Annotated in this window: 19 protein-coding genes, 1 tRNA gene and 2 pseudogenes; 12 read left to right on the top strand and 10 right to left on the bottom strand. The window is 64.9% G+C overall.

Features of this window, described 5'->3' with window-relative positions; genetic code table 11:
• Nucleotides 1-238 precede the first annotated feature (238 nt).
• From EPAKOI_RS06035 to EPAKOI_RS06070, 8 genes and pseudogenes are all read right to left on the bottom strand, one after another.
• Nucleotides 239-3,394: pseudogene (locus tag EPAKOI_RS06035) on the bottom strand (ImcF-related family protein); the annotation flags it as partial.
• A gap of 8 nt (nt 3,395-3,402) precedes the next feature.
• Nucleotides 3,403-4,596, bottom strand: coding sequence for a hypothetical protein (locus EPAKOI_RS06040; RefSeq protein ID WP_423193257.1), 1,194 nt, complete (start codon nt 4,594-4,596; stop codon nt 3,403-3,405).
• 82 nt (nt 4,597-4,678) lie between these two features.
• Nucleotides 4,679-4,852, bottom strand: coding sequence for a hypothetical protein (locus EPAKOI_RS06045; protein WP_172966064.1), 174 nt, complete (start codon nt 4,850-4,852; stop codon nt 4,679-4,681).
• A 194-nt stretch (nt 4,853-5,046) separates the two neighbouring features.
• Entirely contained in the window at nt 5,047-5,946 is a 900-nt protein-coding gene (locus tag EPAKOI_RS06050; RefSeq protein ID WP_423193258.1) for a T6SS immunity protein Tli4 family protein, read from the bottom strand.
• A gap of 225 nt (nt 5,947-6,171) precedes the next feature.
• Nucleotides 6,172-7,152, bottom strand: a complete 981-nt coding sequence (locus EPAKOI_RS06055) for a T6SS immunity protein Tli4 family protein (protein ID WP_423193259.1) — start codon at nt 7,150-7,152, stop codon at nt 6,172-6,174.
• A gap of 191 nt (nt 7,153-7,343) precedes the next feature.
• Nucleotides 7,344-7,811 carry a DUF2345 domain-containing protein gene (locus EPAKOI_RS06060; protein WP_423193486.1) on the bottom strand — a complete coding sequence of 156 codons (468 nt, stop codon included), beginning with the start codon at nt 7,809-7,811 and terminating at the stop codon, nt 7,344-7,346.
• 4 nt (nt 7,812-7,815) lie between these two features.
• Nucleotides 7,816-8,046 (bottom strand): annotated as a pseudogene (locus EPAKOI_RS06065) (contractile injection system protein, VgrG/Pvc8 family); the annotation flags it as partial.
• A gap of 311 nt (nt 8,047-8,357) precedes the next feature.
• A complete protein-coding gene (locus EPAKOI_RS06070) occupies nt 8,358-8,903 on the bottom strand; it encodes a PAS and helix-turn-helix domain-containing protein (protein ID WP_124684533.1) in 546 nt (181 codons plus the stop codon).
• Nucleotides 8,904-9,060: 157 nt separating this feature from the next.
• On the opposite strand from EPAKOI_RS06070, the gene EPAKOI_RS06075 reads away from it, so the two are divergent.
• Both EPAKOI_RS06075 and EPAKOI_RS06080 read left to right on the top strand, forming a co-directional pair.
• Entirely contained in the window at nt 9,061-9,759 is a 699-nt protein-coding gene (locus EPAKOI_RS06075) for a CoA transferase subunit A (RefSeq protein WP_124684532.1), read from the top strand.
• 11 nt (nt 9,760-9,770) lie between these two features.
• Complete coding sequence (locus tag EPAKOI_RS06080) at nt 9,771-10,409, top strand: CoA transferase subunit B (RefSeq protein WP_423193260.1); 639 nt, start codon at nt 9,771-9,773, stop codon at nt 10,407-10,409.
• Between the two features lie 125 nt (nt 10,410-10,534).
• Here EPAKOI_RS06080 and EPAKOI_RS06085 read toward each other — a convergent pair whose 3' ends face one another.
• Entirely contained in the window at nt 10,535-11,032 is a 498-nt protein-coding gene (locus EPAKOI_RS06085; RefSeq protein ID WP_423193261.1) for a DUF411 domain-containing protein, read from the bottom strand.
• Between the two features lie 12 nt (nt 11,033-11,044).
• The gene (locus EPAKOI_RS06090; protein WP_423193262.1) at nt 11,045-11,821 is read right to left on the bottom strand and encodes a 3-hydroxybutyrate dehydrogenase; all 777 of its coding nucleotides are present in this window, start codon (nt 11,819-11,821) and stop codon (nt 11,045-11,047) included.
• A 188-nt stretch (nt 11,822-12,009) separates the two neighbouring features.
• On the opposite strand from EPAKOI_RS06090, the gene EPAKOI_RS06095 reads away from it, so the two are divergent.
• From EPAKOI_RS06095 to pheT, 10 genes are all read left to right on the top strand, one after another.
• Nucleotides 12,010-12,891 carry an alpha/beta fold hydrolase gene (locus tag EPAKOI_RS06095; protein WP_423193263.1) on the top strand — a complete coding sequence of 294 codons (882 nt, stop codon included), beginning with the start codon at nt 12,010-12,012 and terminating at the stop codon, nt 12,889-12,891.
• Nucleotides 12,892-12,920: 29 nt separating this feature from the next.
• Nucleotides 12,921-13,283, top strand: coding sequence for a RidA family protein (locus EPAKOI_RS06100; protein WP_124684527.1), 363 nt, complete (start codon nt 12,921-12,923; stop codon nt 13,281-13,283).
• 16 nt (nt 13,284-13,299) lie between these two features.
• Nucleotides 13,300-15,531 (top strand): RelA/SpoT family protein, encoded by a 2,232-nt coding sequence (locus tag EPAKOI_RS06105; protein WP_423193264.1) that lies wholly within the window; start codon nt 13,300-13,302, stop codon nt 15,529-15,531.
• 21 nt (nt 15,532-15,552) lie between these two features.
• Nucleotides 15,553-15,629, top strand: a tRNA-Val gene (locus EPAKOI_RS06110).
• A gap of 350 nt (nt 15,630-15,979) precedes the next feature.
• The gene (thrS, locus tag EPAKOI_RS06115; protein WP_124685136.1) at nt 15,980-17,887 is read left to right on the top strand and encodes a threonine--tRNA ligase; all 1,908 of its coding nucleotides are present in this window, start codon (nt 15,980-15,982) and stop codon (nt 17,885-17,887) included.
• Nucleotides 17,888-17,934: 47 nt separating this feature from the next.
• Nucleotides 17,935-18,456, top strand: a complete 522-nt coding sequence (gene infC, locus EPAKOI_RS06120) for a translation initiation factor IF-3 (RefSeq protein ID WP_124684525.1) — start codon at nt 17,935-17,937, stop codon at nt 18,454-18,456.
• A 170-nt stretch (nt 18,457-18,626) separates the two neighbouring features.
• The gene (gene rpmI, locus EPAKOI_RS06125; RefSeq protein WP_006575466.1) at nt 18,627-18,824 is read left to right on the top strand and encodes a 50S ribosomal protein L35; all 198 of its coding nucleotides are present in this window, start codon (nt 18,627-18,629) and stop codon (nt 18,822-18,824) included.
• Between the two features lie 28 nt (nt 18,825-18,852).
• The gene (gene rplT, locus EPAKOI_RS06130) at nt 18,853-19,209 is read left to right on the top strand and encodes a 50S ribosomal protein L20 (RefSeq protein WP_008650487.1); all 357 of its coding nucleotides are present in this window, start codon (nt 18,853-18,855) and stop codon (nt 19,207-19,209) included.
• Nucleotides 19,210-19,394: 185 nt separating this feature from the next.
• Nucleotides 19,395-20,420, top strand: a complete 1,026-nt coding sequence (gene pheS, locus EPAKOI_RS06135) for a phenylalanine--tRNA ligase subunit alpha (RefSeq protein ID WP_423193487.1) — start codon at nt 19,395-19,397, stop codon at nt 20,418-20,420.
• Nucleotides 20,421-20,492: 72 nt separating this feature from the next.
• A complete protein-coding gene (pheT, locus tag EPAKOI_RS06140; protein ID WP_423193265.1) occupies nt 20,493-22,940 on the top strand; it encodes a phenylalanine--tRNA ligase subunit beta in 2,448 nt (815 codons plus the stop codon).
• Nucleotides 22,941-22,950 lie beyond the last annotated feature (10 nt).

Here is a 22,950-nt window from a genome sequence, read left to right on the forward strand (position 1 = left end):
TTCCAGCGGGCCCCGGCCGACGGCCGTGCGCATCTGGTAGTGGATCGGATGGACGAGCGTGGCCGGTGCGGCGACGCGCTCGGCGCGCGGGAGCAGGCTGGCGGCGCTGTCGGGGGGGCTCGGCGGTTTCGGGCTTGGGCTTCGCCATGCCCGGGCTGGTATCGCCGGTGTCGGGTCGCGCATGGAAGGTCAGCTGCACCGTGGCGCTGTCAATCGGCGTCACGCGTGCGTGTTCCAGCATCCGCACCCAGGCCCAGACGCCCTCGATCTCCAGCGTCTTGTTCGTGCCGGCCCGCTCGGTCTGCCATTGCAGCAGCGTGCGCGGTTCCTGCAGGTTGGCCACCGGCCACGACATCGCCTGCCACGTCTCGCGCTGGTTGTAGTAGTGCAGCGTCTGGCGGTCCAGGGTCAGCCGGGTGTCGGTCAGGCCCGGCGTCGGGATCGGGCGCAGTTCGAAGTGGTACCTCGGCTCGCCCTGCACCAGCAGATGGGCGCCGATGCGCTGCAGCGTATTGATCGACTTCAGGAACGCCGGGTCGAACGTCAGCCCCGTGCCGCTGCCCACCGGCACCCAGTGGTCGCCCTGCAGCGCCAGCACGCCGGCCAGTTCGGCCAGCAGGAACGTGTTGATCAGGCCACTTTGCGGCCGGATGTAGCGGGCCAGCTCGGGCAGCGACGCGTCGTTGGCGGTCGCCGCGAACGGATAGCGGCCGGCAAACGCGCGTTGCCACGGCAGCGCGATCGAGCGGCGCCACGCCTCGTTCAGACTCGCCTGCGCTGGCTGCAGCACCGACTGCTCGGCCTGCACGACCGGGCGCACGAACAGCGTCTCGCCCATGCCGGCCCATTCGGCGCCCAGACTGGCCGCCATGAGCCGCGCGTACGCCTGCGTGTCGGCCAGATCGGACCCTTTGCCCTGGAACAGCGACTGCGCCATCTGGCGCGCCAGCGCGTTCGCGTCGGCGCTCTGGGTCATCTGCTGCAGGCGCAGCCGCACGGCCGTGACGCGATCCAGATAGCGCTGCAGGCTCAGTTCGCTGCCGCCCGTATTGCCGGTGGACGGCTGCCCGGCCAGCCGCAGCACCGGCCCGAAGGCCGCGCCGAGCGGACCCGCCGGGTCGGGCCGGACGGCTTCCGGCGCCTCGTCCTTGCGGCCCAGGATGCCCTGGGCCTTGGCGACCAGCGTGTCCGATAGCGAATCCTTGCGGGCCCCGGCGCCGCCCTGGTAGGCGAGCGACTTCATCAGCGCGATCACCGGCGACTGTCGCGCGTCGGCCAGCAGCTTGAGTTGGTCGACCACGCCCGGCAGCGTGGTGGCCGGCTCCCACTGCAACCCGTTCATGAACTGCTGCCAATGCTCGGCATAGTCGGCGAAGTAGCGCTGCGCGAGGGCGTCGCGCAAGGCATCGGCCGAAGTTGACGGTTGGGGCGACGATGGCGCGGCCTCCGGCTGACCGTCGGTCAGCACCCAGTCGTGGGCGACGTCCTGGCTGCGGGTGGCTTTTTCGATCGCCGCCTCGACGTAGCCCTCGTAGCCCTGCCGCGTGAACACACCCGGCACGGCGCCGGTGGCACGGACAAGGCCCCGGGTATCGGTGCCCGCGGCGAGCGCGGCCAGGGTCAGGTCGGGATACTTGCGCCCGGCGCCTTCGAGAATCGCCTGATAGATCGTATCCACCGCGTTGCGCTCGCCGATTACCGCCAGCAGCGTCTGGCGCGCCCCAGCCACCAGTTCCGCGCGCGGCGTGACCCGCCAGTCGGGATGGGCCCGCAGGTGATCGGCATAGAACCGGGCCAAGCGCTCGGCCAGATCCTGCTTCCGGCCCGGCGGGATCCGCGCTTCGGTGGACCAGTGCCGGGCAAGCTGCTGGGCGAGGAAGTCGGGCTCGACCCGCTCGGGATGGACCAGCATCAGGTAGGCCTTCAGGGTGTCCCGGCCATCGAGCGCCCAGCGGCTGGTCTCGTCGGTCAGGCCCTGAATCTGCAACTGCGCCAGATCGACCAGCGTCGCCTCCATGTCCTGCACCACGGGCGTGACCAGCACGGCATGGCTGGCGGCTGCGTAGGGCTTCCAGAGCGCGGCCAGCGCCTCGGCGTCGCGGTTCATGCCGAAACGGGTGAACAGAGGGGCGGAGTTCTGCAGGCGGTGTTCGTAGCGCTGGATGTGTTGCTGGAGGGTGTCGAGGGCCTGGAGGCGGGTTTCGGGGTTGGCTTTCGCGATGTCGAGGGCTTGCACTGCCTGGCGGGCGGTGCGGAGGTCGTGGTGGTTCTGGACGGCGGAGAGGAGCATGGCGGTGGTCCAGAGCACGACGGCTGCCGTGGTCACGCCGGCGCCAATCGTCAGCGGATGCCAGACCGTCCGGCGACCGGGGTGGCGGCGTGCTGCCTCGGTGATGTATTGCCAGAGCCCGCCATTGTGGACCGAGTCGCCAGCGTCGCCGGTCGCGGGCACAAAGGCCACACCGAGCAACGATGATCGCATCCCGTTGCCGCCCGCCAGCTTGGCGAGCCATTCCGACAAAGCACTGATGCGCCCATCCAGCCGTTGGGACAGCTTCCCCGAGTACCGTCCCAGTCCGTCCTGAGGCAGTTGTGCCACGCTTCGGTCAGACAATCGGTCCCGCAGGATTTCGAGCGTCGCCGAGATTTCACCGGGCAGCGCGTGGCGCGGCAGGCCGCAAGCCACCGTCGGGCATGCCACCATGGCGGCACTGGGTGTGTCCACTTCCAACACCAAGGTCGGGGCCGACCAGCGCAGTACCTCCCTGATACGGGCCAAATCGGCACGGTGCGAAGGGGTGGCTTCGTTGATGGGGGCATCACCATCTGTCACCACCACTATCGCGTCCACCGGGCGCCTGCGTCGCATCCGATAGAGTTGCTTGAGCCAGGCGGTATCAGGACGGCCCGGCTCACTGCCACTGGACCAGAGCAAGACGCCGTCGGCCGAGGCTATCCAGCCGCGCTCTGGCAGTTCTGGGACCAGTGCGCTGATCGCTGCCGCATCGCCTGTTAGCAGGAACCACGGCTGTCGCCAGCGCCACCGCCGGCCGTGCATCGCGCGCAGCTCGGCGCGGAGCGACGCGAGTGCGGTGGGGCTTTTCCTGGGCTGGTCTTCCACCACCGAAACCATGGCCTGGGTCGTGCCACGCATGTCGGGGCGACGCTGACGCAACCATTTGGTCAGCGTGTGGACGGCATACCACCAGCGGCCAATGCGATCGAGCGAAGCCACCAACGCGAGCACAAGAGCACAGACCGCGATGACCGACAGCCAGTAACCTTGTTCCTCTGTCGTCTCAATGCCAATTCGACCGCCCCACATCCAGATGCCGCCCGCGACAATCAGCGCCAGGACGAGAATGGAGGCAAGGTCGAACTGCAGTTTTCTCATCGGGCGGCTCAGGTAGTTACGCCGTGCGGCGTGCGCCGGACGACTGCGATATCGACGTTTTCGCCACTGCCAGCCAGAACCAACTGGTTCTGGTCCTTGCCGACCAGTGCGTTTGCGGCGAGGGCAATCGCCAGCCATGGCGCCGCCGAGCCGGCATGGCCGACCGTCGTGTCCAGATCGGCGGGGAGAAGGGGGAGATCGAGTTGGCTAGCGGCTACCCGAAACACACCGGTTTGCGCCGCGTTCATTCCCGTCTGCCACGCTTGCGAGACGTCGGCGGGCGCGACGCCTCCCCATCTCAGGGCGTGCGACAGGTTGTCTTTTGCAGCAGCGGGCAGGCTTCGGACAGGACGGTGGACGGTAGCGTTGTATCGCAACTGATGATTCTGAGCCAACTCGACGGGCATGAGCAGGACCGCGGCGCCAGCTTCCGCAGACCCAGGCGGCGGCGATTCGCTCAACAGAAGATGCAGGCGCGTAGCGACAATCAACCTGGCTTCTCGTGCGTTGCCGCCTGCAATCTGATCTAGCCACCCGTCGAGCGTCGCCAGATCACAGCTTGCGTCCTCCGCTGCACAGCGCATCGCACGGAGCCGGCGCTGCTGCCAGCATGTTGTCCATAGGTCGGCGCACGCCTGGTGACCAAGTTCGCGCGCCGCGCAAAGATGGACCACAAGATCGACTTTCGCAGGGATAAGGCGGATGTGCTCGGTCATCTCGTCGATAAGCGCCTCGTATAGCCACCGCGTCAACGCCTGCTGACGGCCGCAATCCGCGGCTTGATCGCCCGGCACGGACTCGACATCGGGCAGGCTAAGCCAACGTGCCTTGACGGGGTCCCCGGCGCTGGCAACCGGCTGCCGCGTGACTAGCCTGATGCGCCCCGTCCGAAGGCTTTCGACAGCATTCTCTTCAGGATCCGACGAGAACCGGTATGCGGCGCCAAGCAGGGCCAGGGGACGAGCCGCCACGCCATTGACACGCTCCCTGTACTGGCGGACGAGGTCGTTGTGCACCTCGGTGTCGAGTCTCCGGCCAGCATGGAGACTCTGCCAACGCATGACCAGCACGGCCGGAATGCCGATAGGAAACAGAGCCAGGCTGACCCAGAACTTCCAGGTCTGCGTCGACTGTTGCGCGGGCCACAGCACCAGCAGGGCAGTCGCGCCCGCAAGCACCATCACGAGGAATACGACGATCACGCTCCGCCGAGAGGGCGCGCGATTGTAGGCAGGAGTTTCCTCAGGGAGAAGCGTGAAGTCGACCGCCACACCGCGCCCCTTGCTACAGCGGCGTGGCGATCTGGTGAGGAGAGGGAAAGACCTCGTCGCAGAGATAGCGCATGACCGCGCCAACCGAAGGAGGGCGCGGCTTCGCGAAGGACAGGCCGGAGGTCAGCAAGGCCACCGGCACAAAGCCGAAAGCCTGGAGAATGCATCGACGCGACATACTATTCATGGTGCCTCCGGAGAGCAGAATGGGATGCGAGGGCGACGACTACCGTCTGCGGTAGCGGCGCCGATGAGGCAATACCCTACGTGGTGGGAGGCAGTACTGTTTTGTCTATGCGCAATCTGACGACAAAAAATTTCCCCTGACGCAAGGGGGCGTAGGGATGCCTCTTCGGGGACGAGGACGGCGCCGGAGGTCCGTCACGCGGCGCCAAGGCGAAGGCGAATGGATTCGACTACGGCGTCCCAGATTGCCAACGCTTCTTCGTCATCGGCAAAGGACTCGTTGTTGGTGGGATAGGCGCTTTGCCCGACCCGCATGGAGACGTTGAGGTTCGGCTCGGCTAGTGATGCAGCCTTTCCCGGCGCCTCCCATTTGAATCCATAGGTCCGTTTGCCGTCCTGCGTACCGGCGATGAGAATCTCATCGGCTTCGATGGGGCCGACGGGGCGTCTGCGGTTGCGCAGTTGGCTGACACCGGCGGCCGCGCCTAGCAAACCGGCGAGAATGCCGCCAGCGCGGTCGCGTAAGCCATTTTCGACTCTGTACTGGGCGTACGACGTCAGGCGAAATGAAACGTCAGGCTTGCCAGCCAAATGAATCTGCATATCCCAGCTTTCGAGATTCATTGTCTTGTCGACGAGCATGCAATCACCCGCTACGAAACCAATCCCGGAAGGGATCTCAGGGGATTGGACTTCTCGCCATTTTCCAGACATGTCCTCGCACAAGCCAAGGGAAGAATCGACAAGATCTGGCGATACGTCTCCCGCGTAAGCGATGGATCCTGACCCGATACGGAAATACGTTTCCATGTGGTACATCGCTTCCGAGTAAGGCTTTGCCCAGGAAACGAGTGAAACGGCTCCGTTCTTGTGAGTGGCGCGTCGGACAAACATGGCCCCTCGCTTTTCATGGACGGACTCTCGCAGGTAGCGCTCCTGCTTCGCGACCATTTGCTGGAAATGCTCAAGCGTTTGAACGTCTGGCCGAAGTTCGATCGGTACCTCGTTGAAACTGTAAGTTTCCAGCGTCTCGGCGCCCGGCGGCAGATCGACAAGATGGCGGCCAATGGCGCGAGTTACCCGGGGACTTGTCATGCTGATTCCTATTTGTGCCAGTTTGCGAGTCTGGCGCTGACCTCGGAGTCCGTCATGCGGCACGGGATGTAGCCGTGAACTTGACTACGGCGTCGCAGATTGCCAACGCTTCTTCGTCATCGGCAAAGGACTCGTTGGCTTCCCTCCGGTAGAAGGATCAATCGAAGGCACGCGGCGCCGTCGTCATGGTGGCGCCGTGTCTAACTTGGTCCCTTCCTTGGAACGCTAGAAGCCGTTTGGCCGCGGCCGCACGGTGCGGCTCACTGTGTCCCACAGGGCTACCGACTCGCCTTCCGTCAGAGATGCATGCTTCAGTTCGTCCCGCCGCATCAGCTTGTTGGTGACACCCACGTTCAGGGCCAGATTGATCAACGGTGTTCTCGGGTCTCCTATTCTTGCGTTGCCTTCGAGTAGAAAATGAAAGCCCGGAACATCGGCCGATGTGGTAAGTGCCATGAGCCATTCTTCAGCCGGTACGCTCTGCAACGTCACAGGCCCTTTTCGTAGGGTACGGCCGTTAATGTGGGTGGCTTTTTTGGCGATCTGGACACCACGCTGCAGAAGCGAGTCATCCGAAACGATGTCCGTATCTGAATCGAGGTTGAGCACGACATCTCGATGCATGGCCAAAACGAACGACGTACGTAAGTTCTCCCTGTCCCCAGATTTTCCTGCCAGAAACCCGCCCTGAAAGCACGTTCCCGGCTCGCGCGGAATCTCGTCGTCGGTGCGGCCCCTGGCTTTTGACAGCAGCGAGATAACCCGAGTCAGGCGTTCAGAGACGTTCGTCATATCGGGATCGTCTCTCACGGATGGCTGGTCCTTGAAATACAAGGAGTCTTTCGCAGAGGAGGCTTCGATCTCCATCTTGATCTGGTATCCGTTGCTCCATCTGTAGGCTTCGATGACGCGAATGCTATCGGGATCCTGGAAAATACTTCCCAGCGAAATGAAGTAGCGAGAATCTGGAATACCCTTGACCTCATGGTCGGCATAGAGGAAGCGATAACCGAAATGGCTCTTGGCGGCGTTCAGCTCACCCCTGCGTTCTTGCATTGCCAGACGGTGGTCGTCCAGGGTCACCGGTTGTGCGCTGACTCGGACGCGCTCTACCTCAACCGATTGAAAGATATGCGCATCGGCCGGCACGTCGATCAGATAGCGGCCCGCGCAGCGCGGCGTCAGATTTGCGGTCAAGTCTTTCACGGTGGCTTGTTCCTCAACGGTTGGGGACGGGGGACGCCCACATCCATGCAAACTCATTGCGATAGACACGGCGGCAAGTGTGGCAATAGCTCTACGCATAGGACACATACAATGGCGTTGCTTTGAATTCGATTCGCTAGTTCATGTATTCCCCGCAGCGTGTGGCGGGCGATGGAGTGACAGCGCAAGAATCAGGTATTGGGCTCATTGGGCAGAACCCGTAGCCGGATTTCCTCAGCAAACAGGCTTTTTTGGAGGCCCGTCCGGCCTTCGGGGTCCGTTACGCCGTTTATCACGCTACCGTCAGCCCGGATTACCTTGAATCGCCGATTGGCGATGGGGGCTCCGTCGAATGGACGACGCAGGACAAACTGCTCGTCGAAATCCGCTTGCTTCCACCTATTCATCTCCTGCGCCAGGGAACTCGGCCCTTCGAAGTCGTGCGACGCCGCCTTAAAGTTTCTGTCCCCGCGGGTCCCGTCCTCGATGCCGGTCGATGACATGCGGAGATACGATCCGCCGCACTTCAGCACTAGCTCTTCCTTGGCCTCAATAACGACGCGCCCCTTCGCACTGCTGACGGTGACGTTCTGGTCGACCAGCACGCGGATTGCATCGCTCTGGGCCTGGATATCGACCGCTCCCCGCGCGGCAAACAGTCTGGCCGGCCGTCTCCCGGTACGGCACCCGCAGGGCGGGCTGGTAGAGGTAGTGGTCGATGTCGTCGCAGACCTGGAACACGTCGCCGAAGTGGGACCCGAACTTGCCGGGCACGAAGTAGCTGTACAGCCCCTCCTGCTCCATCAGCAGCCGGATGTAGTCCCAGTCGGACATCTGATACTGGAGTCGGAACTTGTGCTCGGGATAGGCGCGCCGGGTGCGGAACGCGAACTGGCTGCAGTCGCCCGCCGCAGCCCTTCACCCAACGCCTTCAGTCCATCGACCACACCAGCCATCGTCCTTGCTCCGTTTCCCGTGGGATCGACATCGCTGTGCGATCCGTCACTGAAGATGCATCAATCGCTCGGAGCGGGACGTTACGCGGTTTTGAATCGCTTCGTGGGCCTGAATAAACGCCGCTTGACTTCAATCATTGGGCAGGCGGCGGTGGGGTTTTGGCAGGAAAACAGAGCACAGGAAGAGGGCGCAGCGGCTGCCCGACGCCCCCAACAGCCCCACGTAATCCGTGGTGCACTTGGGCACGCTCAGTGGTTCACCAGCCGCTGCACGAGGTCCACGGATGTATGCGCGCCGTATTTCTTCATCAGCCGTGCCCGGTAGATATCCACGGTGCGCGGGCTGATCGACAGCAGTTTGCCGATCTGCTTGCTGGTCTTGCCTTCCACGAGCTGGGCGGCGATGTCGCGCTCGCGGGCGGTCAGTTCGGCGGTGACCGGGCGCTTCTGCGACAGGTCCTCGAAGGTCCAGATGCCGGCGCCGAGCGGGTCCTTGCGGTCGAGGGCGCGGCCGGTGACGTGGCACCAGAACAGCTCGCCGCCGGCGCGTTTCATGATCCGCTCGTCTGAATAGAGCCCTTTGGTGTTCATCACCGGCACGATCCGGGCGCCGGTGCGCTCGAACTCGTCGGCGGTGGGGTAGAGCACCTGGAACGACTGCCCGACCAGCGCCTCGCGCGTGGTGCCGAAGATCCGGCAGACTTCGTCGTTGCAGTCCTCGATCACGCGGGCGCGTGACAGCACCAGGCCGACCGGGGCGAGTTGGAAGGCGGTCTGGTAGTCGATGGCCGGCATTATCCCTTATGTACTTTTACGTAATGGCGTTGGCGGTATCCGTTGACGTATCCTTTGGGGCGTCAACGGCGGCGCCTGACCGCCGATTGTACCGTTACAATTTCCGCGTGTGGCCAACCGGCCGCAGTCGAGCGGGACTACCGAGGAAGGAGCGAACATGAACAAGGTCTACGCCAGCGCCGCGGAGGCGCTTGCGGGCGTCGTCCGCGACGGCCAGACGATCGCCGTGGGCGGTTTCGGCCTGTGCGGCATCCCCGAAGCGCTGATCGCCGCCCTGCGCGACAGCGGCGTCAAGCAGCTTACCTGCATCTCCAACAACGCCGGCGTCGACGGCTTCGGCCTGGGCCAGCTTCTGGCCACGCGCCAGATCCGCAAGATGATCTCGTCGTACGTGGGCGAGAACAAGGAGTTCGAGCGCCAGTACCTGGCCGGCGAACTGGAGCTGGAATTCACGCCGCAGGGCACGCTGGCCGAGAAGCTGCGTGCTGGCGGATCGGGCATCCCGGCGTTCTACACCAAGACCGGTGTCGGCACGATCGTCGCCGAAGGCAAGGAAACGCACGAATTCGACGGCGAGACCTATGTGATGGAGCGCTCGCTGGTGTCCGACGTGGCCATTGTCAAGGCCCAGAAGGCCGACAAGGCCGGCAACCTGGTGTTCCGCCGCACCGCGCGCAACTTCAACCCGGTCTGCGCGATGTCCGGCAAGATCACGGTGGCCGAGGTGGAGGAGATTGTCGAGACCGGCGAGATCGACCCGGACGACGTGCACCTGCCCGGCATCTTCGTGCACCGCATCGTGCTGAACAAGAGCCCCGAAAAACGCATCGAACAGCGCACCGTGCGTGCCAAGTAAGGAGACAGATCATGGCATGGACACGTGACGAAATGGCCGCCCGCGCGGCCGCCGAGCTGCAGGACGGCTTCTATGTGAACCTGGGTATCGGCCTGCCGACGCTCGTCGCCAACCACGTGCCGCAGGGCATGGAGGTCTGGCTGCAGTCGGAAAACGGCCTGCTCGGCATCGGCCCGTTCCCGACCGAGGAAGAAGTGGACGCCGACATGATCAATGCCGGCAAGCAGACGGTGACGACGCTGCCGGGCTCGTCGATCTTCTCGTCGGCGGACTCGTTCGCGATGATCCGCGGCGGCAAGATCAACCTGGCCATCCTGGGCGCCATGCAGGTGAACCAGCGCGGCGACCTGGCCAACTGGATGATCCCGGGCAAGATGGTCAAGGGCATGGGCGGCGCGATGGACCTGGTGGCAGGCGTGGGCCGCGTGGTGGTGCTGATGGAACACACCGCCAAGAAGAAGGACGGCACCGAAGACCTGAAGATCCTGAAGGAATGCAACCTGCCGCTGACCGGCGTGGGCGTGGTGAATCGCATCATCACCGACCTTGCCGTGATCGACATCACGCCGCAGGGCCTCAAGCTGGTGGAAACCGCGCCGGGCGTGACGCGCGAGGAAGTCCAGGCGAAGACCGGGGCCGAGCTGATCTAGGCGGGTGCCTGCCTGCATCCCTCCGGTATGCCGCTCCCGCCCGGGAGAGGGCCGGAGGGTAGGGCAACAAGGATCACCGGCCGGTCATGTCCATGGCCGGCCGGAACGATGAAGCCCTGACGGGCTCAGCTTTTCGCCTTGTTGTAGCTCGCAAATACCGACGCGCCGCCGTCGGTCTTCACCAGCAGTACGTCGAACGGGTCCTTGCGGGGCCCGTACTCCATGCCTGGCGACCCCGCCGGCATGCCCGGCACCGCCAGCCCCGCCGCCTTGGGCCGGGCCGCCACCAGCTTGCGGATATCGCCGGCCGGCACGTGGCCTTCGATCCCGTATCCCTCGATAACGCCGGTATGGCAGGAGCCGAAGCGCTCCGGAATGCCGTATTTCGTGCGATAGATGCCGGTGTCTTCCACGTCGTGCGTGGCGACCGTGAAGCCGTTGTCGCGCAGATGCTTGACCCAGTCCTCGCAGCAGCCGCAGGTCGGGGTCTTGTAGACGTCGATCTTCAGCGGCTTGGGGCTGCCGGGGGCCTTGGCCGATTGTGCCAGGGCCGCCAGCGGCGACAGCAGCAGGGCGCCGGCGCCGATTCCGCGCAGCACGTCGCGCCGTGAGCGTGGTTGCATGATCATTCCTCCTTACTGCGCCACCCAGCCGCCGTCCATGTTCCAGATGGCGCCGCGCACCTGGCGGGCTGCTTCGCTGGACAGGAAGACGGCCAGCGCCCCAAGTTCCTCAGGCGTGACGAACTGGCCGGACGGCTGCTTTTCCAGCACCAGGTCGCGCTTGGCCTGTTCCACGGGGATGCCCTGCTGCTGCGCGCGGGCTTCCACCTGTTTCTGCACCAGCGGCGTCAGCACCCAGCCCGGGCAGATGGCGTTGGCGGTCACGCCGGTCTGGGCGGTTTCCAGCGCGGTCACCTTGGTGAAACCGACGATGCCATGCTTGGCTGCCACGTAGGCGGACTTGTTGGCGGACGCCACCAGCCCATGGGTCGACGCCACGTTGATGATGCGACCCCAGTTCTTGGCCTTCATCGACGGCAGGGCGAGACGGGTGGTGTGGAATGCGGACGTGAGGTTGATGGCGATGATGGCGTCCCAGCGGTCGGCCGGGAATTCGTCGATCGGCGCCACGAACTGGATGCCGGCGTTGTTGACCAGGATGTCGACGCCGCCGAAGTCCTTTTCGGCGTAGCGCATCATGTCCTCGATCTCGGCCGCCTTGCTCATGTCGGCGCCGTGGTAGCCCACCTGGATGCCGCTGCCGGCGCGGGCGATTTCCGCCTTTGCGCCGTCGGCATCACCGAAGCCGTTGGCGATGATGTTGGCGCCCTGCGCGGCCAGTGCCTGCGCGATGCCGAGTCCGATACCGCTGGTCGAGCCCGTGACCAGTGCCGTCTTGCCTTTGAGCATGTAAGCCTCCGTCGGGAGAGTCAGGATGTGCTGTGGCATTGTACTCGCAGGGCGTACAATCCGGCTTTGGCCCGGCGCCCGATTCCGCTGGTTTTTGCGCGGTCCGGCGCCAATGCGTCATCGGCAGGCATTTCCTAAACACCCGCACGCCGCAGGGGATGCGGCGGCACCCAGCAGGGGAGTTCCAGATGTCATCCAGTCCGCGCCTCGGATTTGTCCAGTGCATCAGCCCGGGCGGCCTGCATCGCATGGCCTATCACGAGTGGGGCGACCCCGCGAACCCGCGCGTGCTGATGTGCGTGCACGGCCTGACCCGCACCGGCCGTGATTTCGACGCGCTGGCGCAGGCGATGGCTGGCGAGTACCGCGTGGTGTGTCCCGATGTGGTGGGCCGCGGGCGGTCGGAATGGCTGGCCGATCCGCGTCAGTACGTGGTGCCGCAGTACGTGGCCGACATGGTGACGCTGATCGCACGGCTGGGCGTGGAGCAGGTGGACTGGTTCGGCACGTCGATGGGCGGGCTGATCGGCATGGGGCTGGGCGGGCTGCCCAAGTCGCCGGTGCGCAAGCTGCTACTCAACGACGTCGGGCCGCGCATCACGGCGCAGGCGATCGAGCGGATCGGCGCCTACCTGGGCTTGCCCGTGCGCTTCAAGACGTTCGAGGAAGGGCTGGCCTACCTGCAGACCATCAGCGCGTCGTTCGGCCGGCACACGCCCGAGCAGTGGCGCGAGCTGAATGGCGCCATCCTCAAGCCCGTGCAGGGCGCCGAGGGGCTGGAGTGGGGCCTGCACTACGACCCGGCGCTGGCCGTGCCGTTCCGCGAGACGTCGCCCGAGGCCGTGCAGGCCGGCGAGGCCGGGCTGTGGCAGATGTTCCAGGCCGTGCCGGGGCCGACGCTGGTGGTGCGCGGCGCCCAGTCCGACCTGCTGCTGCGCGAGACCGTGGCCGAGATGGTCGCGCGCGGCAGGCAGGTGTCGAGCGTGGAGATTGCCGACGTCGGCCACGCGCCCACGTTCATCGATCCGGCCCAGATTGCCATCGCCCGGGACTTCTTCCTGGGCACCTGAACCGTTTTTTTGTTGAGAACTATCCGAACATGAGCACCGATACCCTGAAGCGCGCCCACGTGGGCAAGCGCCTGTCCGAATACGCGGTCCACAACGGCGTGGTCTACCTGGCGGGGCAGGTACCCGAGGTCGATCCCAAGGCGGACCTGCGCGGCCAGACCCGCGAGGTGCTCGGCCATATCGACCGCCTGCTGGCGGAGGCCGGCAGCGACAAGACGCGCATCCTGATGTGCCAGATCTTCCTGACCGATGTCAGCCGCATCGGCGAGATGAACGAGGTCTGGGACGCCTGGGTGCCCCAGGGCAACACGCCGCCGCGCGCGACGGTGGAAGCAAAGCTGGCCAATCCCGACTACCTGATCGAAGTGGTGGTGACGGCCGCCCTCAACTGACGCCGGACGATGTGACATGGTGACGTCGACGGAGCTGACGGGCCAGACCGCGGGCATCCCCGATGCCGGGCTCGTCGAGCGCGCACTGGCATTCGTGCGCGAGGTGGCGGACGGCGAGACGCCGGTGCTGCTGCCGACCGGTGAAAGCGTGCTGTCGCATGCCGAGGGCATGCTGCGCATCCTGGACGGCCTGCGCGTGGACGACGCCGCGCGCGCCGCGGCCTGCCTGTTCGCGGCGGCCGCCTTCGTGCCCGAGGCCGAGGCGCGGATCGAGGAAATCTTCGGCGAGGAGGTGGTGCGGCTGGTCAAGGGCGTGCGCCAGCTACTGCGGATCGGCGCCATCGCGGTGACGCAGGCCGATGTGTCGGAATCGTCGAAGTCGCAGGTGGCGGCCCGGCACGAGCAGGTGGAGGCGCTGCGCAAGATGCTGCTGGCCTTCGCGCAGGATATCCGCGTGGTGCTGGTGCGGCTGGCGTCGCGGCTGCAGACGCTGCGCTGGCTGGCGCAGACCAAGAACCCGCCGCTGCCCGGCGTGGCGCGCGAGACGCTGGACATCTACGCGCCGCTGGCCAACCGGCTGGGGATCTGGCAGATGAAGTGGGAGCTGGAAGACCTGGCGTTCCGCTTCGAGCAGCCCGATACCTACAAGCGCATCGCCAAGCTGCTGGACGAGAAGCGCATCGAGCGCGAGGGCTACATCGCCAGCGCCATCGCGCGGCTGCAGTCTGAGCTGGCGTCGGCCGGCATCCGCGCCGAAGTGAGCGGCCGGCCCAAGCATATCTACAGCATCTGGAAGAAGATGCGCGGCAAGGAGCTGGACTTTGCCGACCTGTACGACGTGCGCGCCTTCCGCGTGATCGTGGACGACATCAAGGACTGCTACACGGTGCTGGGCATCGTCCACCATATCTGGCAGCCGATCCCGCGCGAGTTCGACGACTATATTTCGCGGCCGAAGGCCAACGGCTACAAGTCGCTCCACACGGTGGTGATTGGCGACGACGGCCGCGCGTTCGAGGTGCAGATCCGGACGCAGGAGATGCATCACTTTGCCGAGTACGGCGTGGCGGCCCACTGGCGCTACAAGGAGGCCGGCGGCAAGGGCTACGCGGGCCAGTTCGCCGCCGACAACACCTACGACGAGAAGATCGCCTGGCTGCGGCAACTGCTGGCCTGGAAGGACGAGGCCGACCACACCGTCGCGCACGAGGACTCGCCGTGGGAGCAGCTCAAGCACGCGGCCATCGACGACCATATCTACGTGCTGACCCCGCAGGCGCGCGTGGTGGCGCTGCCGCAGGGCGCAACGCCGGTCGATTTCGCGTACTACCTGCACAGCGACCTGGGCCACCGGTGCCGCGGCGCCCGCGTGGACGGCGCCATGGTGCCGCTGAACACGCCGCTCAAGAACGGGCAGACCGTGGAGATCGTGGCGGTCAAGCAGGGCGGGCCGTCGCGCGACTGGCTCAACGCGGAGCTTGGCTACCTGGCGAGCAACCGGGCGCGGTCCAAGGTCCGGGCGTGGTTCAACGCGCTCGATTCGCAGGAAACGCTCGCGCAGGGCCGCGCGCTGATCGAAAAGACACTGCAGCGCGAGGGCAAGACAGCGGTCAACCTCGGCGACCTGGCCACGCGGCTCAATTTCAAGTCGACCGACGATCTGTACGCGGCCGTTGCCAAGGAAGAATTCAGCCTGCGGCATGTGGAGCATGCGCTGCGCCACCCCGAGGGGGAGCCGCAGCCGGCGTTCAACGAGGAAGAGGCCGTCACCAAGAAGAGCCGGGCCACCAGCGTGGCGCGCGGCGCCAAGAGCGGCGTGCTGGTGGTGGGTGTGGACTCGCTGATGACGCAGATGTCCCGCTGCTGCAAGCCGGCGCCGCCCGACGAGATCGTCGGCTTCGTCACACGCGGGCGCGGGGTGTCGATCCATCGGCGCAACTGCAACACGTTCCTGCAACTGTCGGCCCGCGCGCCCGAGCGCGTGATCCAGACGGAATGGGGCAAGCGCAGCGACGCCGTGTACCCGGTCGACATCCAGGTGGAGGCGGTGGACCGGCAGGGGCTGCTGCGGGACATTTCCGAAGTGCTGTCGCGCGAGAAGATCAACGTGACCGGCGTGAAAACGCTGTCGAACAAGGGGGTGGCGCGCATGCAGTTCACCGCCGAAGTGTCGGAGGCCACGCAGCTCCAGCGGGCGCTGGCGCTGATCGAGGATGTGCAGGGGGTGTTGCACGCGCGGCGCAAATAAGGTTATACTTCGCGCTTCGCTAGGCTCGTAGCTCAGCTGGTTAGAGCACCACCTTGACATGGTGGGGGTCGTTGGTTCGAGTCCAATCGAGCCTACCAACGAACATGCAGTACAACGCCGGAAGCGCATCATGAACATGACAACTCGAACTACTACCGCTGGTTAGCGACAGTAGTCGAGGTGCGCCTTCGACCCGCAGCGGATGCGGGGAAACACGGAAAAACGCGGCCTTGGCCGCGTTTTTTTTCGTCTGCCGCCAGCCAGCATCCTGCTAAGCTGCCGCGTCGCCCAGTTCGGGCGGGTGCGGGACAGCCCCGCATCCATCGTTGCTGGTGCCATCCGATGCGTGTTTCGTCGCATCTGACGGGCCGGCGCCACAAAAGTTGCTATGCTCCGCTCGCCATGGCGCCCAGAAGCCGGCGCGGCGGAATCCACAAGAGGTGCAATGATGATCGCAATCACGCTGCCGGACGGTTCCCGTCGCGAGTACCCCGGCCCCGTCACGGTGGCAGAAGTGGCGCAGAGTATCGGCTCGGGCCTGGCCAAGGCCGCACTGGCCGGCAAGGTCGATGGCCGGCTGGTCGATACGAGCTACACGATCGGCAGCGACGCGTCGCTGGCCATCGTCACGGACAAGGACGCCGATGGCGTCGACGTGATCCGCCATTCCACGGCCCACCTGCTGGCCTATGCCGTCAAGGAGCTGTTTCCGGACGCGCAGGTCACGATCGGCCCGGTCATCGACAACGGCTTCTACTACGACTTCTCCTATAAGCGGCCTTTCACGCCCGAGGACCTTGCCGCCATCGAGAAGAAGATGACGGAACTGGCCCGCAAGGACGAGAAGGTCACGCGCGAAGTGTGGAATCGCGACGAGGCCGTGGCGCTGTTCGAATCGATGGGCGAGAAGTACAAGGCCGAGATCATCGCCTCGATCCCGGCCGACCAGGAAATCGGCCTCTATCGTGAAGGCAACTTCGTCGACCTGTGCCGCGGCCCGCACGTGCCGTCCACGGGCAAGCTCAAGGTCTTCAAGCTAATGAAGGTGGCCGGCGCCTACTGGCGCGGCGACTCGAACAACGAGATGCTCCAGCGCATCTACGGCACCGCGTGGGCGAAGAAGGAAGACCAGGACGCCTACCTGACGATGCTGGAAGAGGCCGAGAAGCGCGACCATCGCCGCCTCGGCAAGACGCTGGACCTGTTCCACCTGCAGGAAGAAGCGCCCGGCATGGTGTTCTGGCACCCGAAGGGCTGGAGCGTCTGGCAGGCGGTGGAGCAGTACATGCGCGGCCGGCTGACGGAGGCGGGCTACCAGGAAGTTCGCACGCCGCAGGTGATGGATCGTTCTCTTTGGGAAAAGTCCGGCCACTGGGAGAACTACAAGGAAAACATGTTCGTCACGGAGTCGGAAAAGCGCGACTACGCGATCAAGCCGATGAACTGCCCGGGCCATGTCCAGATCTTCAACCACGGCCTGCGCTCGTACCGCGACCTGCCGCTGCGCTTTGCCGAGTTTGGCTCCTGCCATCGCAACGAGCCGTCGGGCGCGCTGCACGGCCTGATGCGTGTGCGTGGATTTGTGCAGGATGATGCACACATCTTCTGCACGGAGGAGCAGATCGTCGAGGAAGCGAAGGCGTTCAACGAACTGGCGTTCTCGGTCTACGACGACTTCGGCTTCAAGGACGTGAAGGTCAAGCTGTCGCTGCGTCCCGAAAAGCGCGCCGGCTCCGATGCCATCTGGGATCACGCCGAGGACGGCCTGCGGCTGGCGCTGCGTGCCTGCGGCGTGGAGTGGGAAGAGCTGCCAGGCGAGGGCGCTTTCTACGGCCCGAAGGTCGAGTACCACATCAAGGATGCGATCGGCCGGTCGTGGCAATGCGGCACGCTGCAGCTTGACCTGGTGCTGCCGGAGCGGCTGGGTGCCGAGTACGTGGCGGACGACAACGGCCGCAAGCGTCCGGTGATGCTGCATCGGGCCATCCTGGGCTCGTTCGAGCGTTTCCTGGGCATCCTGCTGGAAAACCACGCGGGTGCGCTACCCGCCTGGCTGGCGCCGGAGCAGGTCGTGGTCATGAACATTGCCGAATCGCAGTCGGAATATGCCGAAAGCGTCGTGCAACTCTTGCAAAAACAAGGGTTTAGGGCCAAGGCGGATTTGCGTAACGAGAAAATTACGTATAAAATCCGCGAGCACTCGCTCCAGAAGATCCCTTACCTGCTAGTGGTAGGCGACAAGGAGCGGGACGCCAATCAAGTGGCCGTGCGTGCCCGTGGCAATGTGGATCTGGGTGTCATGCCCGTTTCCGCGTTTGTGGAACGTCTTCAGAACGACGTCTCCAGCAAAGCCTGAGGGTGTGAAGCACGGCTTGTTTTTTTGTCTTCTTGAGGTAACGGAACATCGCTACAGACAAAGGTCACCGTATCAACCGGGAGATCAGCGCGCCCGAACTGCGCCTGGTAGGGGTTGATAACGAGCAGCTCGGCATCGTCAAGTTCATGGACGCACTGCGCATGGCCGAGGACAAGGACTTGGATCTCGTGGAGATCGCGCCCAACGCGACTCCGCCCGTGGCCCGCATCATGGACTACGGCAAGTTCAAGTACGAGGAAGCCAAGCGCGCCCACGAGGCCAAGCTCAAGCAAAAGATCATCCAGGTCAAGGAAGTCAAATTCCGTCCTGGCACGGATGATGGCGACTACAACGTCAAGCTGCGCAACCTGAGGCGCTTTCTGGAAGATGGGGACAAGACCAAGATCACGCTGCGGTTCCGCGGCCGTGAGATGGCCCACCAGGAAATCGGCGCGCGCATGCTGGAGCGTCTGAAGTCGGATCTGGAGGAGTTGGGCCAGGTCGAGCAGATGCCCAAGATGGAAGGCCGCCAGATGGTGATGGTCCTGGCCCCCAAGAAGAAGAAGTAATTCCTGTGCGGGCGACGGCCGGGATGCCATGCGTATCCCGGCGCAGTCCTGCGCGGAAACCGTGCGGGGCGCTCTTCGGGGCGCCGCGTACAAAAACAAGTGGATGCGGGTCTTGCAAGCGATGGCGTGAGCCATCCACCTGCATGCATGTCATAGAGCTGGAGTTTTTCATGCCTAAGATGAAGACCAAGAAAAGCGCCTCGAAGCGCTTTACGGCGCGCCCGAACGGTTCGTTCAAGCGCGGCCAGGCCTTCAAGCGTCACATCCTGACCAAGAAGACCACCAAGAACAAGCGTCAACTGCGCGGCACCCAGGACGTCCATGAGACGAACCTGAAGTCGGTTCGCGCAATGATGCCCTACGCATAACCCCAAACGATAACGAAAGGAGTTTTACATGCCTCGAGTCAAGCGTGGGGTCACTGCACGGGCCCGTCACAAGAAGGTTATTGACGCTGCCAAGGGTTACCGCGGCCGTCGCAATAATGTCTACCGTATCGCCAAGCAGGCGGTCATGCGTGCTGGCCAGTACGCGTACCGCGATCGTCGCAACAAGAAGCGCGTGTTCCGCGCCCTCTGGATTGCACGTATCAATGCCGCGACGCGTGAGCATGGCATGACCTACAGCGTGTTCATGAACGGCCTGAAGAAGGCTTCGATCGAACTGGACCGCAAGGTGCTGTCGGACATGGCCATCCATGACAAGCCTGCCTTTGCCGCCATCGTCAACCAGGTGAAAGCCACCGTTGCCTGATGCCGGCTGCGGGAGCGCGTGAGCGCTTCCGGGCAAGCACCGACCGCAAGGTCTGCTGAAACGGGGCTCCTTACCGAGCCCCGTTTTCATTTCGAATGCCGTGTCGACGCGCCACGTCCGAAACGGCATCCGAAATGTCCGCACCTGGTGCGACTTCCTTCCACGTACCATCCACCGTCATGTCCCTGGATCTGGATCAAATCGTCGCCGACGCACAGGCCGCCTTCGCTGCCGCCAACGACAACGCCACGCTGGAAAACGAAAAGGCCCGTTTCTTGGGCAAGACCGGCGCGTTGACCGAGCTGCTCAAGGGGCTCGGCAAGCTGGACCCCGAGGCGCGCAAGTCCGAAGGTGCCCGCATCAACCAGGTGAAGCAGCAGGTGGAAGCCGCGCTGCAGGCGCGCCGCCAGGCGCTGGCCGATGCGCTGATGAACGCCCGGCTGGCCGCGGAGGCCATAGACGTGACGCTGCCGGGCCGCGCCGTGTCGCGCGGCAGCATGCATCCGGTGATGCGCACGTGGGAGCGCGTGGAGCAGATCTTCGGCTCGATCGGCTTCGACGTGGCCGACGGCCCCGAGATCGAGACCGACTGGATGAACTTCACCGCGCTGAACAACCCGGACAACCATCCGGCACGTTCGATGCAGGACACGTTCTACATCGACGGGCGCGACAGCGACGACAAGCTCCTGCTGCTGCGCACGCATACCAGCCCGATGCAGGTGCGCTACGCACGCATGCACGTGCAGAAGTACGCCGGCAAGGCCATGCCCCCGATCAAGGTGATCTGCCCGGGCCGCACGTACCGCGTGGACAGCGACGCCACCCATTCGCCGATGTTCAACCAGGTGGAAGGGCTGTGGATTGGCGAGGACGTGAGCTTTGCCGACCTGAAGGGCGTCTACACCGACTTCCTGCGCAAGTTTTTCGAGCGCGACGACATCCAGGTGCGCTTCCGCCCGTCGTACTTCCCGTTCACCGAGCCGTCGGCCGAGATCGACATGGCGTTCGGCAACGGCAAGTGGCTGGAGATCTCCGGCTCGGGCCAGGTACACCCCAACGTGCTGCGCAACATGGGCCTGGACCCCGAGCGCTATATCGGCTTCGCGTTCGGCTCCGGCCTGGAGCGCCTGACGATGCTGCGCTACGGCATCAACGACCTGCGGCTGTTCTTCGAAGGCGACGTGCGCTTCCTGCGCCAGTTTGCCTGATCGCCCGGCACGCCCGTACACCGCACCGCAACGTCACAGACAACACCGCATACCTACCGGATCAGAAGCGCCATGCAATTCTCGGAATCCTGGCTTCGTACTTTCGCCAATCCTGAAAAGTTTTCCACCGATGCGCTGTCGCACGCGCTGACCATGGCCGGCCTTGAAGTGGAAGAGGTGGGCCCGGTCGCCCCGCCGTTCAACAAGATCGTGGTGGCAAGCGTGCTGGCCACCGAGCGCCATCCCAACGCCGACCGCCTGAACGTCTGCCAGGTGGACGCCGGCACTGGCGAGACGCTGCAGATCGTCTGCGGCGCGCCGAACGTGAAGCCCGGCATCAAGGTGCCGTGCGCGCTGGTGGGCGCCGTGCTGCCGCCGGGCGAAGACGGCGGCAAGCCGTTCGAGATCAAGGTGGGCAAGCTGCGTGGCGTGGATAGCTTCGGCATGCTGTGCTCGGCGCGCGAACTGAAGCTGTCGGAAGATCACGGCGGCCTGCTGGTACTGCCCGACGACGCGCCGGTGGGCCAGGACATCCGCCAGTACCTGGACCTGGACGACCAGGTCTTCACGATCAAGCTGACGCCGAACAAGGCCGACTGCCTGTCGATCCACGGCGTGGCCCGCGAGGTGTCGGCGCTGACCGGCGCCGCGCTGACGCTGCCCGACATGGCGCCCGTCGCGGTCACCATCGACGACAAGCTCCCGGTCAAAATCTCGGCGCCCGACCTGTGCGGCCGGTTCTCGGGCCGCGTCATCCGCGGCGTGAACGCCCGCGCCGCCACGCCGGCGTGGATGGTGCAACGCCTGGAGCGCTCGGGCCAGCGCAGCATTTCGGCACTGGTCGACATCTCGAACTTCGTGATGCTGGAGCTGGGCCGCCCGTCGCACGTGTTTGACCTCGACAAGATCCATGGCGGCCTGGACGTGCGCTGGGGCCGCAAGGGCGAGCAACTGAAGCTGCTGAACGGCAACACCGTCGATGTGGACGAGCAGGTCGGCGTGATCGCCGACGACAAGGAGATCGAAAGCCTGGCCGGCATCATGGGCGGCGACAGCACGGCCGTGACGCTGGACACGACGAACATCTATCTGGAGGCCGCGTTCTGGTGGCCGAACGCCATCCAGGGCCGCGCGCGCCGTTACAACTTCTCGACCGATGCCGCACATCGCTTCGAGCGTGGCGTGGACTACGCGACGACCGTCGAGCATATCGAACGCATTACCTCGCTGATTCTCCAGATTTGCGGCGGCCAGGCCGGCCCGGTTGACGACCAGATCGTCAACTTGCCGCAGCGCGCCCCGGTAAAGCTGCGCGTGGCGCGTGCCGAGCGCGTGCTGGGTATCGAACTGTCGTCGACCGAGATTGCCGATGTGTTCCAGCGCCTGAACCTGCCTTTCACGCGGTCGGCCGGCGCCGACGGCGAGGTGTTCGAGGTGACGCCGCCGAGCTATCGCTTCGATATCGAGATCGAGGAAGACCTGATCGAGGAAGTGGCGCGCATTTATGGCTTCGAGCGCATCGTGGCCCGCCCGCCGATTGCCGAGAGCGAGATGCGCCCGACCAACGAGGGCCGCCGCTCGCAGCACGTGGTGCGCCACGCGCTGGCCGCACGCGACTTCAACGAAGTGATCAATTTCGCTTTCGTCGAGGCGCAGTGGGAGCGCGACTTTGCCGCCAATGACAACCCGATCCGCCTGCTGAATCCGATCGCCAGCCAGCTTGCCGTGATGCGGTCGACGCTGATCGGCGGCCTGGTCGACAAGGTGCGCTACAACCTCAACCGCAAGGCCGCGCGCGTGCGCCTGTTCGAGGTGGGCCGCGTGTTCCACCGTGACCCCGGCGTGACCGACGGCGGGTTGACCGTGGCGGGTTACCGGCAGCCGATGATGGCGGCCGGCATCGCCTACGGCCCGGCGTTCGAGGAGCAATGGGGCGTGGCGACGCGCCAGGTCGACTTCTTCGACATCAAGGGCGACGTCGAGGCGCTGTTCCATCCGCGTACGCCGCGCTTCGAGCCGGTGTCGCACCCGGCGCTGCACCCGGGCCGCGCCGCGCGGGTGATCGTCGATGGCAAGCCGGTTGGCGTGGTGGGCGAGATCCATCCGCGCTGGCTGCAGGAATACGAGCTGACCAACGCGCCGGTGGTGTTCGAGCTGGAACTGGATGCGCTGCGCGACGTGGGCCTGCCGGTGTACACCGAGATATCGAAGTTCCCGGCGGCCGTGCGGGACCTGGCCGTCGTGGTCAAGCAGCAGGTGCGCGTGCAGGACATGATCGATGCCATGCGCGCGGCGCTGGACCAGGCCGGCTCGGGCCACTTCGTGCAGAGCCTGGTGCTGTTCGACGAGTTCCGCCCGAAGGCGGCATCGGCGTCCATCGGGGCGGATGAGAAAAGTCTTGCCTTCCGGATTACGTTGCAAGATACTGGGTCGACCCTCCAGGACGAGACAGTCGACAGTGCGGTACGTTGCATGATCGACGCGCTGACGGCGGGCTTCGCGGCCCGCCTGCGCGGTTGAGCAACCCCGC

This window comes from Cupriavidus sp. H18C2 (genome assembly GCF_049393795.1).
GTDB lineage: Bacteria > Pseudomonadota > Gammaproteobacteria > Burkholderiales > Burkholderiaceae > Cupriavidus > Cupriavidus pauculus_C.